Here is a 14,024-nt window from a genome sequence, read left to right as displayed (position 1 = left end):
TCTCATGACATCAGCCGGTCCGCACCGCCGCGCCGTCGCGCTGGCGGCCCTGGCCGCCCTGGTTCTCGGCGCGCACGGGCCCGGCACCGCCCGGGCCGCCGACAGGGCTGTGACCTTCGCCCACCAGGACATGGTGGTGCCGTTCCGGGCGCTGATGGAATCGGGCGCCGTCGAGAAGGCGACCGGCTACTCGGTGCAGTGGCGCAAGTTCGGCGGCGGAGGCGACGTGATCCGCGCCATGGCCTCGGGCAGCGTCCAGATCGGCGAAGCGGGATCGAGCCCGATCGCGGCCGCCGCCTCGCAGGGGCTCGACATCCAGCTGTTCTGGATCCTCGACGAGATCGCCGATGCCGAGCAGCTCGTGGCCCGCGCCGGCAGCGGCGTGACGCGCGTGGCCGACCTGCGCGGCAAGACGATCGCGGTGCCGTTCGTGTCGACCGCGCATTACCAGCTGATCGCCGCCCTGGCGGAGGCCGGGCTGGGCCAAGCCGATGTCCGGATCCTCAACATGCGCCCGCCCGAGATCGCCGCCGCCTGGGAGCGCGGCGACATCGACGCGACCTTCATCTGGGATCCGGTGCTCGCGCGGGTGAAGAAGTCCGGCACGGTGGTGGTCTCGGCCGGCGACCTCGCCCGCCGGGGCAAGGCGACCTTCGACGGCCTCGTGGTCGACCGGGCCTGGGCGGCGCAGAACCGGGACTTCCTGGTGACGCTCGTCCGGCTGATCGCCGCCCAGGACGCGGCCTACGCCGCCAAGCCCTGGGCCACCGACGCGCCGGAGGTGGCCGCGGTGGCCCGGATCACCGGCTCGGCGCCCGCGGAGGTGCCGGCGAGTCTCGCGGCCTACCGGTTCCCGACCCTGGAAGCCCAGGCTTCCCCGGCCTGGCTCGGCGGCGGCGCCGCCAAGGCCCTGACCGAGACCGCCGCATTCCTGAAGGCGCAGGGGCGCGTGCAGGCGCTCGCGCCGGATTACGCCCGGTTCGTCACGACGGACTACGTGGACGCGGCCCGGAAATAGCCTGTCCCCGGACCGGAGGGCCCATGATCGAGATCCGCAACCTGAGCGTCCGCTACGGGGCGGGCGCCGACGCGGTCGCCGCGCTGTCGGGGATCGACCTGACCATCGGTCCCGGGGCGTTCGTGGTGGCGCTCGGCGCCTCGGGCTGCGGCAAGACCACCCTGCTCTCGGCGATCGCGGGGTTCCTGGCGCCCACCGAAGGCCGCGTCCTCCTCGACGGGGTGCCGGTCCGGGGACCGGGGGCCGAGCGGGGCGTGGTGTTCCAGCGCCACGCCCTGATGCCCTGGCTGGACGTGGCCGAGAACGTGGCCTTCGGTCCGAAGATGCGGGGCGTTCCCCGGCCGGAGCGCCGCCGCATCGCCAGCGCCATGCTCGACCTCGTCGGCCTGCCCGACTGCGCCGACCGCAAGATCTACGAACTCTCGGGCGGCATGCAGCAGCGGGTCGGCCTCGCCCGGGCGCTGGCCGGAGACCCACGCGCCCTGCTGATGGACGAGCCGCTGGGTGCGCTGGACGCCTTCACCCGCGAGCAGATCCAGGAGCTGATCCTCCGGATCTGGCACCGGACCGGCAAGATGGCCTTCTTCATCACCCACGACGTCGAGGAGGCGGTGTTCCTCGCGACGCGGCTGGTGATCATGAGCCCGCGGCCCGGCCGCATCGTCGAGACGCTGGACCTGCCCTTCTCCCGGGCGTTCATCGAGGGCCGCGACGCGCGGGCGGTGAAGTCGGACCCCGCCTTCATCGCCGTGCGGGAGCGCGTGCTCGATCGCATCCGCCACGGCGCAGCCGCGCTCCCCGAGGCGGCCCGATGACCGGGTCGAACCGGCCGCCCCGCGCTGCGCCGCACGCGGCCTCGGACCTCGCAGCCCTTCCCCCGGCCCGCCCTAGGCGCCGCGGCGGCTTGATCCTGGTGCCGGCGATCAGCACCGCCACCGTCCTTTCGGCCCTCGGTCTGTGGGTGATCGCCACCCGCGCCGGCTGGGTGAAGCCGCTGTTCCTGCCGCCGCCGGAGGCGGTCCTGTCGGCCTTCGCGCAGGCCTGGCGCGGGGCGGTCGACGGCGCCCCGCTCGGCATCCACATCCGCGACAGCCTCCTGCGCGTCCTCGGCGCCTTCGGGCTCGCCGCCCTCGTCGGGATCCCGATCGGGCTCGCCATGGGCACGAGCCGGATCGCCCGGGGCATCCTCGACCCGCCGATCGAGTTCTACCGGCCGCTGCCGCCGCTCGCCTACCTGCCGCTGATGATCATCTGGTTCGGGATCGGCGAGCTGTCGAAGGTGCTGCTGATCTTCCTCGCCTGCCTCGCCCCGGTGGCGCTCGCCGCGCGCGCGGGGGTGCGCTCCGCCTCGATCGACCAGATCAACGCGGCGCGGGCCCTGGGGGCGAGCCGCTGGCAGCTCCTGCGCCACGTGGTCTTCCCGGCGGCGCTGCCGGAGATCCTGATCGGCCTGCGGATCGGCATGGGCGTGGGCTGGACCACGCTGGTGGCCGCCGAGATGGTGGCGGCCCAGGCCGGGCTCGGCCAGCTCGTCCTCAACGCCTCCAACTTCCTGCGCACCGACGTGGTGCTGATGGGCATCCTGCTGATCGGCCTGTTCGCGGGCCTGTTCGAGCTCGGGATGCGGTGTCTGGAGCGCGCGCTGGTGCCCTGGAAAGGCCGGGCCTGAGCGACGGCGTGGGCTCGGAGGGGACGCCGAAGCGGCAGCGGGGACGGGACACCGCGCGCGTATACTTGTAGACACTATCGTATCGATTGCAGATCTCACCGGGAAACGGAGTATGTACGATCATCAACGGCGCGCTGCGGCGGCCGTGGTGGCGATGCGCTCGGGGATGCCTCGGATGGCCCACGCGGACGACGATGTGTCCGAGGCGGCGGGCGTCGCGGCGCTGGAAGCCTCCGGCGGCGTCGGCTTCTGGATGTGGGACGTCCTCCGGGACGAGGCGCGGGCCGATCCGGTGAGCGCCCTGCTGTTCAACATCAGCCCGGCCCGGTCGCGGGCCGGCGTCAGCCTCGCCGAGATCCTGAGGGCCGTCCATCCGGACGATCAGCCGCATATCGCGCAGGTCATCCTGGACTGCGTCCGGACCGGCGGCTCCTACACGGCGGAATACCGCGTCTGCTCGCCGGAGGGCCGGCTGCGGTGGCTGTTCACCCGCGGGCATTTCTACCTGGACCAGGACGGCCGGCCGACCACCGGCCGCGGGGTGATCGTCGAGATCTCCGACAGCAAGTCGGCCGGCACGGCCTTCGCGGAGCGCGACGGAGCGACGATCGACGACGCCCTCAGCCGGACCGCCGATCTGTGCCTCTCGCTGCACGACACGGTCTCGCGCCTCGGCGACACCGCCCTGGTGGCGCTGAGCGAGACGCTGCTGGTCGAGATCGGCAGGCGCCTCGCGGCACGCCAGCGCAGCGAGGCCCTGCACTGACCGGGACGGGCGCTAGAGGTCGCGGATCTTCTGCTCGATGCGCGCGGCCTCCGCGTCGTCGATCTCCACCGGCTGGCCGGTATCGTTCGGCAGGCCGCCTCCCGTCTGCGCGATGGTCTCGTCGCGCGGGCGGTAGCTCGGCCCGTCCGAGATCGGCGGCTCCTTCGACATCTCGCGATCCTGATCCATCTGCGCCTCCGGGCCCGTGACAGCGCCCCGGCCGGATGCCGGGCGCGCCTCATCGGACCAGAACCCCGCGAAGGACCCCGGGGGTCCCGATCGGGAGCGGCGCTCCCCCCCGCGCCGCGCTGCTTCAGCCAGAGCCCGAATTCCTGCACCGACGCCTGCCCCTGCGCGGACCCGGACCGGGGCCAAGCCTCCCGGCGGACATCGACCGACAAAGCCGGGATCCGCGTCGAGCGCCTGCCGCATCGTCAAGCCCGCGCGACCGTGCGGCAGGCGCTCCGGGAGGAGGGCTCGCCTGAGCCGCCCTGCCGGGCCGGGCGGCTCCGCCCCTGCGACCTTCCGACCGGAACTTGGCCGTGCGGCGCCCGAGTTTACGGGTTGAATGAGCCCCCGGGCTCGCAACCGCTACGAGGTGAACCCCATGACCATCGACGCCCGCGAGATCTATGTCACGGCCCTGAAGAACACCCATGCTGTGGAGATGCAGGCGCTGCAGATCATGGAGCGGCAGGTCGAGCGCCTGGAACGCTATCCCGAGATGGAGCAGGCCCTGCGCCGCCACATCGAGGAGACGCATGGCCAGCGCCAGCGCCTGGAGGAGGCGCTCCAGAGCCTGGGCGACAGCCCCTCGGCCCTCAAGGAGGGGTTCCTGGGCTTCGTCGGCAACATGATGGCGCTCGGCCATACTCCGGCCCAGGACGAGATCCTGAAGAACACCTACGCCAACCACGCCTTCGAGAATTTCGAGATCGCCGCCTACGAATCGCTGCTCACAATCGGCGACGTCGTCGGCCAGCAGGGCCATCGGACCGCTTTCGAGCAGTCGCTGAAGGAGGAGCAGGCCATGGCGGAGGCGGTGCGCAAGCTGATCCGCCCGACCACCGAGCGCTACCTTTCCCTGACCCTGTCCGGCGCGAAGGCCGACCGCTGAGGTCTCGCCGTCCCCACTCCGGAAGCGGGGCGGGGACGGCCGCCTTCACCCCCAGGAACAACGCCGCCCCGGCCTGATTGCGCGAACATGAACACTGAAAGTGGTCGACCGACGGAGGGCCACCGGCCGGAGGCGCCGTCCCCCGGTGGAAGCCTGGGTAAGGGATGCGTCCATCTCTGCGTGGACATGCAGCGCATGTTCGCCGAGCCCACAGACTGGCAGACCCCGTGGATGAACCGGGTCCTGCCGCAGGTGTGCCGCCTCGCGGCGGCGCACCCGGAGCGGACCATCTTCACCCGCTTCATCCCGGCCGCTCGGCCGGGGGAGGGCCGCGGCACCTGGTCGAGCTACTCGCAGCGCTGGGCCACGATGACGCGGGAGCGCCTCGCCCCGGAGATGATCGACCTCGTCCCGGATCTCGCCCGGCTGGCTCCGGCCGCGGAGGTCGTCGACAAGACCGTCTACTCGCCCTGGCTCGAGACCGATCTCGACGCACGCCTGCGGGCGCGGGACGTCGATACGCTGATCGTCACCGGCGCCGAGACCGATGTCTGCGTGCTGGCCGCCGTGCTCGGCGGGGTCGATCTCGGCTATCGGATCGTGCTGGCTACCGACGCCCTGTGCAGCTCCTGCGACGAGGCGCACGACGCCCTCCTGCTGATGTACCGGATGCGCTACGGCCACCAGGTCGAGACGATGTCGACCGCCGAGATCCTCGATCGCTGGCACTGAACCCGCCGGCAGGCTGCCGGTCGGGACCGAACATCCCGCTGTAATAGCCAAGCTCAGGCGAGAACTGCCGGCACCGTCCGCGACCCTCCCGGTTCACGAACACTCGATCCGTGCGCCGTCGCACGCGAAAAACAGTCGCGCCGCGCGAACCAGCGGCCTGCCTGACCGTTATGTTCCTGAACACGGTTCTGGAGGAAAGGTTATGGCCAAGCACGAGATCCTCGGCTACTTCGAGCACCGCCGCGACGGGGCCTGGGTCTGCGTGCGCCCTTTCACCCTGACCACGCGGGATGCAAGCGTCGACATTCGCCAGGGCATGCGTTTCGATTACGGCAAGCGCGTCGGGGGCGTCGATCTGGCCGAGTACCTCGAGCGGCTGGGCTCCCAGTTCGGATCCTGAGGCCCCGACGGCGGTGCCCTCAGGCCCGCCATCGCTGAATCTTTGAAGCGGCGCCGGGCGCAACCCCGGCGCCGCTTGTCGTCGTTCAGGCACCGCCCCACTGCATCGTCAGGCCGCCATCGACCACCAGGGTATGGCCGGTGACATAGGCCGCATCGTCCGACGCCAGATAGCAGATCGCCCGGGCGATCTCCTCCGGCTGGCCCGCCCGATGCCATGGGATCCGCTCCAGGGATTGGTCGAGAACCTCCGGCTTTTCGAACCGGTCCGCGGTCATCGGCGTCTCGATCAGGCCCGGTGCGACATTGTTGACGTTGATCCGGTCCCCGGCGAGTTCCCGCGACAGGGAGCGGCAGAGGGAGCCGAGCCCCGCCTTCGACATGCCGTAGGGCGCGCTCTCCGGAGTGGGAAGGTGCTGGGCGACCGAGGAGACGAACACGATCTTGCCGTTTCCGCCCTGCGCCCGGCGCATCTTGATGAAGGGGCGGGCGCAGAAGAGCGGACCCATCAGGTTCACCCGCAGGATCCGCTCCAGCACCGCGTCGTCCATCTCCGCGACCGGCATGCCACTCATGGCCTGTCCGGCATTGGCCACGAGGATGTCGAGGGTGCCGAACTCGCTGCCGATGCGGTCGAAGGCCGCCGTCACCGCCGCCGGATCGCCGACATCGAGCTGGAGCGCCACGGCCCGGCGCCCCGCGGCCTCGATCCGCGCGGCAGTCTCGCGGATGCCGTCCGCGTCGCTGTGATAGGTGATCGCCACGTCGGCGCCTTCGCGGGCGAGCAGCTCCGCGGTCGCCTGTCCGATGCCGGAATCGGCGCCGGTGACCAGGACACGGGTGTCGGTGAAGCGCATCGCGGATCTCTCGCTGGCACCGCCATGGCGGCCGGATGCCGGGGCAATGGGTGCCGCCGAAGCCGGTTCCGGGCGCGCGCACCGGCCGCAGGGAAACCGGATCCGGGCTCGCGTCTTTGACGCGCCGCGGCCGCATGGCCTAGTGAGGACGCATGTCCCTGGAAGATACGACCCCCTCGATCGCGGAGGAGTGCGCGCCCGACACGCGAAGCCGCATCCTCGCGACGGCGGATGCGTATTTCCGGGAGATCGGCTACCAGAAGACGACCGTGGCCGACATCGCCCGGACTCTGAAGATGAGCCCGGCCAACGTGTACCGCTTCTTCGAGTCGAAGAAGGCGATCAACGAGGCGGTGCTGGAGCGGCTGATCGGCGAGAGCGAAGCGGTGATCGTCGGCATTGCCGACCGGCCGGGCCTCGACGCCACCGCGCGCCTCGTCGCGGCGATCGAGACCCTGCATCGTGACTGCACCCGGCGCTGCGAGACATTTCCCCGCCTGCACGAGATGATCGAGGCGGCCATGGCGGAGAGCTGGGACGTCTGCCGCCATCACGTGGCCCGGATCACCGCCGGGTTCGAGCGGATCATCCGCGACGGCGTGGCGCGGGGCGAGTTCGAGGCCGCCGATCCGGCCGAGGCGGCCGCCTGCATCCACGTCGCCATCGCCCGCTACACCCACCCGCTGCTGGTGGGCTGTTCCAGCCTTCAGCCGGTGCCACCGGTCGCGGCGATGTCGGCGTTCCTGCTGCGGAGCCTCGCCCCGCGGAGATCTCTGTCGTAGCGCAACCGGTAGCAGTCCGGGGCCGTCGACGGCAGGAGCGCTGTCGCCTCGGACGACCCGCGCCCCCAATCCCGCTCCGGGGAGCGGCCACGTTCGTCATTCCGGGACTGCGGAGCACGGCCCGGAATCCAGAACCACGCCGCCGGTCCCGACGGAGCTGGGTCCCGATCAAGCTCGGTGCTCCTTCGACGCGGTCTACTCGGAGGCCGGCCCCGCGTCCGGCGCCGGCTCGGAGGCGCTGGGCTGCGGGCCGTCATAGCCCTCGATGACCAGGATCTCGGCCTCGACGCCGCCGCGCTGCTTGGCCTTCGCGTCCTGGTAGAGATCGGACTTCCAGCAGGCGAGGGCGTCGGCGTAGCTCGGGAACTCGATCACCACGTTGCGGGAGCGGGCCGGGCCCATCACCGCCTCGTGGGCGCCGCCGCGCACGAGGAAGCGGCCGCCGAACCTGGCGAAGGCGGCGCCGTTGGCCGCCACGTAGTCCTTGTAGGCCTCCGCGTCGCGGACATCGACCCGTGCGATCCAGTAGCCCTTCGTCATGCTGCGTCTCCTGTCCTGCGGGGCGATTTGCCTTGCGGTGCGCAAGTGGATCCGATCCGCGCGAAGGCAATCCCGGTCCGGATCAGGCGCGGTATCAGGCGAGATCCGCCACGATCGCCTGCGCCACCGCGCGGGGGTCGGCGGCGCCCGTGATCGGGCGCCCGACCACCACGTGGTCGATCCCGGCCCGGCGCGCATCGCCCGGTGACATGACCCGCTTCTGGTCACCGGCCTCGGCGCCCGCCGGGCGGATGCCCGGGGTGACGATCAGCCGGTCCGGACCGACGATGCGCCGGACCGAACCCGCCTCGGCGGCCGAGCAGACGAGGCCGTCGATGCCGATCTCGGCCGCCTGGGCGGCGCGCTTGGCGACGAGTTCCGCCACCGGCAGGCCGTAGCCGGCCTCCGCGGCGTCGGCATCGTCGTAGGAGGTCAGCACCGTCACGGCGAGGATCCTGAGCCCCGCAGCCCGGCCGCGGACCGCCGCCCGCATGGTCTGCGGGTAGGCATGGACGGTGAGGAATGTGGCGCCGGAGCCCGAGGCCGAGCGCACGCCCTCCTCGACGGTGTTGCCGATGTCGTGGAGCTTCAGGTCGAGGAAGACCTTGAGGCCGCGGCCCGCCAGCCGCTCGGCCAGGGCGAGGCCGCCCGCGTAACCCAGCTGGTAGCCGATCTTGTAGAAGGTCGCGGCGTCGCCGATCCGGTCGATCAGCGCCTCGGCCGCCTGCACGCTCGGCAGGTCGAGGGCCACGATCAGGCGGTCCCGGGGGTCGGTGCTCTCGGTCATCGGCTGTCCTTCGGAGTCGCGGCAGCGATCCCGCGGAACGAGTGCGAGGTCAATGCCGCCACGGCCCCCTCACCCCGCCATCACCCGCGCCACCTCGGCGCGCAGCACCGGCAGCAGCTCCGCCTCGAACCAGGGCTCGCGCTTGAGCCAGCCGTTGTTGCGCCAGGACGGGTGGGGCAGGGGCAGGACAAGGGGGCGGCGCGGCTCGGACAGGATCTCCCGCCAGCGCCGCACCGTGCCGGTGAGGCCCCCCTCCATCTTTCCCAGATGCCAACCTTGCGCGTACTGGCCGATCACCAGGATCAGTTCGAGGTTGGGCAGGCCGGCGAACAGCTCCGCCCGCCAGCGCTCGGCGCATTCCCGGCGGGGCGGCCGGTCGCCGCCCTTGGCGTCGAGCCCGGGAAAGCACGACCCCATCGGCACGATGGCGACCCGGGCGGCATCGTAGAACCGCGCTTCGTCGAGGCCGAGCCAGGACCGCAGCCGCACGCCCGAGGGATCGGTGAAGGGCTGGCCCGTGCGGTGCGCGCGCGTTCCCGGCGCCTGGCTGGCGATGCAGAGGCGGGCCGTGGCCGAGCCCTGCACGATCGGCCGGGGCTCCTGGGGCAGGGGCGGGCCGTAGAGCGGGGTGTCCCGGCAGAGGCGGCAGGCGCGCAGGCGCGCGGCGGTATCGTCGAAGGCCAGCATGGCCCGGAGATGGCGCATCGGCGCCAAAAAAAGAAACGGCGCGGTGTCGCGCCGCGCCGTCGTCAGTCGGGTCTCTTGCCTTGGGGGGAAGGCCCCACTTTCCTACGCCGATGCGGGCGACCGGAACGTGCGTTTCCTCACGCGCCCTTCACGCCAGACAGGTCGAGGGGCAGCGAGCGCAGGCGCCGGCCGGTGGCGGCGAAAACCGCGTTGGCAATCGCCGGGCCCAGCACCGGCACGCCCGGCTCGCCGATCCCGGTGGGCGCCACCTGGCTCGGCACGATATGCACCTCCACCTTCGGCATCTCGCTCATCCGGGTCGGCTCGTAGGCGTCGAAATTGTGCTCCTGCACCTGCCCGTCCTTGAGGGTGATGCGGTTCCGGAGCACCGCCGACAGAGCGAAGCCCACCGCGCCCTCGACCTGCGCGCGGATCACGTCCGGGTTGACCGGCACGCCGACATCCACCGCCGCCACGATCCGGTTCACCCGGACAGCGGAAGCCTGCGCGGTGACGTCGGCCACCATGGCGACGTAGGAGCCGAAGGATTCGTGGACCGCCACGCCGAGGCCGCGACCCGGATCCTGCGGCTTGGCGCTCCAGCCGGCCTTGTCGGCGGCGAGCTTCAGGACGCCGGCGAGCCGCGGCGCCTGGGTCAGGAGGGAGAGCCGGTAGGCCACCGGGTCGACATTGGCGGCATGGGCCAGCTCGTCGATCATCACCTCCATCACGTGCGCCGTGTGGGTGTGGCCGACCGAGCGCCACCACAGCACCGGCACGCCCTCGCGCCCGTTATGGACGCCGAACCGATAGGCCGGCAGCGCGTAGGGCGTGTCGGAGGCGCCCTCCACGGTGGTGGAATCGATCCCGTTCTTGACGATCATCGCCTCGAAGGGCGAGCCGATCATGATCGACTTGCCGACCATCACGTGGTCCCAGCCGACCACCGCGCCCTTGCCGTCGATGCCGGCCCGGACCTTGTGCAGCACGGTCGGGCGATAATAGCCGCCGGCCATGTCGTCCTCGCGGGTCCAGACGAGGTGCAGGGGGGCCTTCTCGCCGGACGCCTTGAAGACGGCGGCCGCCTCCGCGAGGTAGTCGGCGGTGGGGGTTGCCCGGCGGCCGAAGGAGCCGCCGGCCCAGTTGCTGTGCAGACGGACCCTGTCGGGCGTTACCCCGAGGATCGCCGCCATGGTCGCCTGCTCCACGGTCTGGAACTGGAAGCCCGCATAGACGTCGTAGCCGCCGTCGGCCGCCCGCTCGATCGTCGCGTTCAGGGGCTCCATCGCGGCGTGGGCGAGGTAGGGGAAGGTGAACTCGGCCTCGACGACCTTGGCGGCGCCCTTCAGCGCCGCCTGCGGGTCGCCGCGCTCGGACGCGGTGAGGCCGGGGCCCTTGGCCCGCTCCCGGTACTCGGCCAGGATCGCGTCGGACGAGCGGGTCTCGGCGGTGCTGTCGTCCCAGGCGACGGTGAGGGCCTCGCGGCCCTTCATGGCCGACCACGTGTCGCGGGCGATCACCGCCACGCCGGTCGGCACCTGCACCACGTCGAGCACGCCCGCGACCTTGCGGGCGGCGGCGGCGTCGAAGCCCTTCACGGTGGCGCCGAAGCGCGGCGCGCGGGCCACGAGGGCCGTGACCTGGTTCGGGCGGCGGATGTCGAGGGAGTAGACCGCCGTGCCGTTGGTCTTGGCGACCGAATCGAGGCGCGGGATCGTCTGGCCGATCAGCCGCCACTCGCTCGGATCCTTGAGCCGCGGCTCGGAGGGCACCGGCAGCGAGGCCGCCGAGGCCGCGAGCTCCCCGAACCGGGCCTGCCGGCCGGACGGGGCGTGGCGCACGAGATTGTCGGCGACCGTGATCTCGGAGACCGGCACCTTCCAGCGGAAGGCGGCCTCGGCCATCAGCATCTCGCGGGCGGCCGCGCCCGCCTTGCGCAGCTGGAACCAGGAATTGGCCACCGCGGTCGAGCCGCCGGTGCCCTGGATCGGGCCCATCAGGGTGTTGTTGTAGAGCGTCGCGTCGGCGGGGGCGAACTCGGTGCGGACCTTCGCCCAGTCGGCGCCGAGCTCGTCGGCCAGGATCGTGGCGAGCCCCGTCGTGTTCCCCTGGCCCATGTCGAGGTGCTTGATCACCACCGTCACGGTGTCGTCCGCGCCGATCCGCACGAAGGCGTTGGGCTGCGCCTTCACGTCGGCGAGGTTCGGGCCGGGCGCCGCGCGGGCGGATTTCGGGTCGAGCCGGAACGCGACCACGAGGGCGCCGGCGCCGGCGAGCAGGCCGCGGCGGCTGGGACGGGCGGGGAGGGGATTCGGTCGACGGGCGTTCAGCATGGCGGCGAGGCTCCGGTCGGGACCGCGGGGCAGGGCGAGGGAAGGTGGGCGCCGGGACGGATCAGGCGAGGCTGCGCGCGGCTTCGTGAACCGCCGCGCGGATGCGCTGGTAGGTGCCGCAGCGGCAGATATTGCCGTCCATGGCGCCGTCGATATCGGCGTCGGTGGGCTTGGCGTTGCCGGACAGCAGGCCGATCGCCGACATGATCTGACCGGACTGGCAGTAGCCGCACTGGACCACGTCGAGCTTGCGCCACGCCGCCTGGACGGCCTCGGCCACCCGGCCCGACACGCCCTCGATCGTCGTCACCTGGGCGGCGCCGACATCGCCGAGCCGGGTCTGGCAGGCGCGGACCGGCTGGCCGTCGAGATGGACCGTGCAGGCGCCGCATTGCGCGATGCCGCAGCCGTACTTGGTGCCGGTGGCGTCGAGCCGGTCGCGCAGCACCCAGAGCAGAGGCATGTCGGGATCGGCGTCGATCGCGTGCGTGACGCCGTTGACGGTGAGATTCGGCATGGTCGGCGACCCTCTGTCGACGCGTGCATCCGGGCACCCCGGATCGCGACGTGCGGCTTCGCTCGGGCAAGCGAGCCCGCAACCCAGAATAGCGAGCGCGGGCCCGAACACGATGTGCGGCACCGCACGCCGATCCGGCGTCGGAACAGCCTCGATACAGCCCCCGATGCTTAAGATTGAAGCGATATCGGCAGCCGCTTCTTAACACATCCGCCTCATCCTCACGGAGTGCTACCCAGCCACCGCCGCCCGTCCGCGCATTCGAGCCGAGTTTCAAGACGCGCATGTCCGATCTCACCGTCGAGATGGTCCAGCGCGGTCGCGGCCCCTCGACGGAGGAGGCGGCGCGCCGCCTCGGGGTCGCCCGGGAAATCCGCTCGGCCCGCGAGAAGCTGACCTCGCAGACCGGCCTGGAGCGGGCTTTCGACTACGAGTTGTTGCGCCACTATGCCCAGTACCGGGCCGGCGCGGGGATCCCGCTGGCGGGGTTCGCGGCGGCGCTGGCCGCGGCGGCGACCTTCTGGATCGCGCCGCCGGTTGCGGCGGCCTGGGCGCTCGGCGTCTTCCTGATGATCACCCTCAACACGACGTTGAGCCGGCGCTTCCTCCGCGCCGACCCGGCCACGATCCCGCTCGCCCGCTGGCGCCGCCGCTTCCTGATCGGCGAGGTGCTGCAGAGCCTGTCGTGGGCCGCGATGATCGGGCTCGGCACCACCGGAGGCTGGACCTTCGCGCTGTTCGGCCTCGTCATCGCCTCCGCCGTCACCACCATGCTGGCCGCGACGGTGCCGCTGGCCGCCATCGCCGCCCTGGTGCCGTTGGCCCTCGCCACCGCGTCGCTGGCCGCCTTCTCCCGCGGGATGGACCTGCTGATGCTGGTGGTGATGGCCGGCGGCGCGCAGATCTTCTTCCTCGGCCTGTCCCGCCGCCTCTACACCTCGACGGTGGGCGCCCTGCGCTCCCGCGCCGAGAAGGACGCGGTGTTCGGCGAACTGGAGCAGGCCAAGGCCAATTCGGACGAGGCCCGCCGCCGGGCCGAGGAGGCCAACCTCGCCAAGTCGCGCTTTCTCGCCACGATGAGCCACGAGCTGCGCACGCCGCTCAACGCCATCCTGGGTTTCTCGGAGGTGATGAAGAACGAGGTGTTCGGCACCCACACGGCGCCGTCCTACCGCGAGTACTCGCACGACATCCACGACAGCGGGATGCACCTCCTCAACCTGATCAACGAGATCCTCGACCTGTCGCGGATCGAGGCGGGGCGCTACGAGCTCAACGAGGAGCCGGTTCAGCTCGCCCACGTGGTGGAGGAGTGCCGCCACATGATGGGCCTGCGGGCCAAGGCGAAGAACCAGACCTTCCACGACCTCGTCGACGGCTCGCTGCCGCGGCTCTGGGCGGACGAGCGGGCACTCCGCCAGATCGTGCTGAACCTCCTGTCGAACGCGGTGAAGTTCACGCCGCCGGGCGGCGAGATCTGGCTGAAGGTCGGCTGGACCGCTTCGGGCGGACAATACGTGTCGGTGAAGGACAGCGGCCCGGGCATCCCCGAGGACGAACTCGGCACGGTCCTGTCCTCGTTCGGGCGCGGCTCGCTCGCGATCAAGACCGCCGAACAGGGCTCAGGCCTCGGCCTGCCGATCGTGAAGGGCCTGGTGGAGCTGCATGGCGGGCAGTTCCAGCTCTCCTCCAAGCCCCGCGAGGGTACCGAGGTGGTGGTGACGCTGCCGGCCGCCCGGGTCATGGACACGCTGCCGCCCGTAGAGGTCGAGCCGGAATTCGTGGGCCCCCTGCGCAGCCCCCTCAACCGCGCGGCGTGA

General features: G+C 71.7%; 16 protein-coding genes. 9 read left to right on the top strand and 7 right to left on the bottom strand.

Annotated elements, in window-relative coordinates; all coding sequences use genetic code 11:
• The first annotated feature begins 4 nt into the window (after positions 1 to 4).
• From tauA to CIW48_RS23800, 4 genes are all read left to right on the top strand, one after another.
• Entirely contained in the window at positions 5 to 1,018 is a 1,014-nt protein-coding gene (gene tauA / locus CIW48_RS23815) for a taurine ABC transporter substrate-binding protein (RefSeq protein ID WP_149312962.1), read from the top strand.
• A 23-nt stretch (positions 1,019 to 1,041) separates the two neighbouring features.
• Positions 1,042 to 1,833 carry an ATP-binding cassette domain-containing protein gene (locus CIW48_RS23810; protein WP_149312961.1) on the top strand — a complete coding sequence of 264 codons (792 nt, stop codon included), beginning with the start codon at positions 1,042 to 1,044 and terminating at the stop codon, positions 1,831 to 1,833.
• Positions 1,830 to 2,687, top strand: a complete 858-nt coding sequence (locus tag CIW48_RS23805; RefSeq protein ID WP_149312960.1) for an ABC transporter permease subunit — start codon at positions 1,830 to 1,832, stop codon at positions 2,685 to 2,687. The genes CIW48_RS23810 and CIW48_RS23805 overlap by 4 nt, the downstream gene beginning before the upstream one ends.
• A gap of 175 nt (positions 2,688 to 2,862) precedes the next feature.
• Entirely contained in the window at positions 2,863 to 3,453 is a 591-nt protein-coding gene (locus tag CIW48_RS23800) for a PAS domain-containing protein (RefSeq protein WP_149312959.1), read from the top strand.
• A gap of 12 nt (positions 3,454 to 3,465) precedes the next feature.
• Here the strand turns inward: CIW48_RS23800 and CIW48_RS33465 are convergent, their stop codons facing one another.
• On the bottom strand, positions 3,466 to 3,642 hold the full coding sequence (locus tag CIW48_RS33465; protein WP_173009378.1) for a hypothetical protein: 177 nt from the start codon (positions 3,640 to 3,642) through the stop codon (positions 3,466 to 3,468).
• 418 nt (positions 3,643 to 4,060) lie between these two features.
• On the opposite strand from CIW48_RS33465, the gene CIW48_RS23795 reads away from it, so the two are divergent.
• The 3 genes from CIW48_RS23795 (at position 4,061) to CIW48_RS23785 (ending at position 5,702) form a co-directional block, all read left to right on the top strand.
• Positions 4,061 to 4,570, top strand: coding sequence for a ferritin-like domain-containing protein (locus CIW48_RS23795; protein WP_149312996.1), 510 nt, complete (start codon positions 4,061 to 4,063; stop codon positions 4,568 to 4,570).
• Between the two features lie 87 nt (positions 4,571 to 4,657).
• On the top strand, positions 4,658 to 5,302 hold the full coding sequence (locus CIW48_RS23790; RefSeq protein WP_281407382.1) for an isochorismatase family cysteine hydrolase: 645 nt from the start codon (positions 4,658 to 4,660) through the stop codon (positions 5,300 to 5,302).
• Positions 5,303 to 5,504: 202 nt separating this feature from the next.
• Positions 5,505 to 5,702: a hypothetical protein gene (locus CIW48_RS23785; RefSeq protein WP_012318739.1), complete on the top strand. Its 198-nt coding sequence runs from the start codon at positions 5,505 to 5,507 to the stop codon at positions 5,700 to 5,702.
• A gap of 85 nt (positions 5,703 to 5,787) precedes the next feature.
• Here the strand turns inward: CIW48_RS23785 and CIW48_RS23780 are convergent, their stop codons facing one another.
• Positions 5,788 to 6,558 carry a glucose 1-dehydrogenase gene (locus CIW48_RS23780; protein ID WP_149312958.1) on the bottom strand — a complete coding sequence of 257 codons (771 nt, stop codon included), beginning with the start codon at positions 6,556 to 6,558 and terminating at the stop codon, positions 5,788 to 5,790.
• Positions 6,559 to 6,710: 152 nt separating this feature from the next.
• Between CIW48_RS23780 and CIW48_RS23775 the strand changes: the two genes are divergently transcribed.
• Positions 6,711 to 7,340 (top strand): TetR/AcrR family transcriptional regulator, encoded by a 630-nt coding sequence (locus CIW48_RS23775; RefSeq protein ID WP_149312957.1) that lies wholly within the window; start codon positions 6,711 to 6,713, stop codon positions 7,338 to 7,340.
• A gap of 195 nt (positions 7,341 to 7,535) precedes the next feature.
• Here CIW48_RS23775 and CIW48_RS23770 read toward each other — a convergent pair whose 3' ends face one another.
• The 5 genes from CIW48_RS23770 to CIW48_RS23750 all read right to left on the bottom strand — a co-directional run bounded on the left by CIW48_RS23770 (position 7,536) and on the right by CIW48_RS23750 (position 12,204).
• Positions 7,536 to 7,880 carry a DUF1330 domain-containing protein gene (locus CIW48_RS23770; protein WP_149312956.1) on the bottom strand — a complete coding sequence of 115 codons (345 nt, stop codon included), beginning with the start codon at positions 7,878 to 7,880 and terminating at the stop codon, positions 7,536 to 7,538.
• A gap of 94 nt (positions 7,881 to 7,974) precedes the next feature.
• Positions 7,975 to 8,667, bottom strand: coding sequence for an orotidine-5'-phosphate decarboxylase (gene pyrF / locus CIW48_RS23765; protein WP_149312955.1), 693 nt, complete (start codon positions 8,665 to 8,667; stop codon positions 7,975 to 7,977).
• A gap of 69 nt (positions 8,668 to 8,736) precedes the next feature.
• Positions 8,737 to 9,354, bottom strand: a complete 618-nt coding sequence (locus tag CIW48_RS23760; RefSeq protein ID WP_149312994.1) for a uracil-DNA glycosylase family protein — start codon at positions 9,352 to 9,354, stop codon at positions 8,737 to 8,739.
• 137 nt (positions 9,355 to 9,491) lie between these two features.
• Positions 9,492 to 11,687, bottom strand: coding sequence for a xanthine dehydrogenase family protein molybdopterin-binding subunit (locus CIW48_RS23755; RefSeq protein ID WP_149312954.1), 2,196 nt, complete (start codon positions 11,685 to 11,687; stop codon positions 9,492 to 9,494).
• A gap of 61 nt (positions 11,688 to 11,748) precedes the next feature.
• A complete protein-coding gene (locus CIW48_RS23750; protein ID WP_149312953.1) occupies positions 11,749 to 12,204 on the bottom strand; it encodes a (2Fe-2S)-binding protein in 456 nt (151 codons plus the stop codon).
• A gap of 284 nt (positions 12,205 to 12,488) precedes the next feature.
• Here CIW48_RS23750 and CIW48_RS23745 point away from each other — a divergent pair, with 284 nt between their 5' ends.
• Complete coding sequence (locus tag CIW48_RS23745) at positions 12,489 to 14,024, top strand: HAMP domain-containing sensor histidine kinase (RefSeq protein ID WP_149312952.1); 1,536 nt, start codon at positions 12,489 to 12,491, stop codon at positions 14,022 to 14,024.

This window comes from Methylobacterium sp. P1-11, assembly GCF_008329595.1.
In the GTDB taxonomy this organism is placed as follows: domain Bacteria; phylum Pseudomonadota; class Alphaproteobacteria; order Rhizobiales; family Beijerinckiaceae; genus Methylobacterium.
Note: the sequence above shows the minus strand (reverse complement) of the source record. Positions and strands in the feature narration are given on the sequence as shown.